The following is a 239-nucleotide window of genomic DNA, read 5'->3' on the forward strand; positions in this document are numbered from 1 at the left end:
GCCCGGCGCAGCCCGGCTGCCTGGGCAATATGTTGCCGAATCCGTTCTGGGACATCGGCTAGGATCACGAAGTAGCCCAGCCGCTGGAACATCTTCAGGTGAATGAGCACAGCCAACTGAGTGGTTGGCTGGGTCGCCATGCTACGTGCGAGGCGCACTTCGCCGCCGCTGGGCGTGTAAATCTCGTCCAGTTCCTTGGCCGTGGGATCAGGTTTCAGGCGCGGATACGCGGTCTCGTG

1 protein-coding gene is annotated in these 239 nt (G+C 62.3%); it reads right to left on the reverse strand.

Features of this window, described 5'->3' with window-relative positions; genetic code table 11:
• Positions 1-239: DUF4158 domain-containing protein (locus OH705_RS28640; protein ID WP_267303624.1), on the reverse strand; the 239-nt coding region annotated here is incomplete at both ends.

It is taken from the genome of Pseudomonas sp. BJa3 (assembly GCF_026343815.1).
GTDB lineage: Bacteria > Pseudomonadota > Gammaproteobacteria > Pseudomonadales > Pseudomonadaceae > Aquipseudomonas > Aquipseudomonas soli.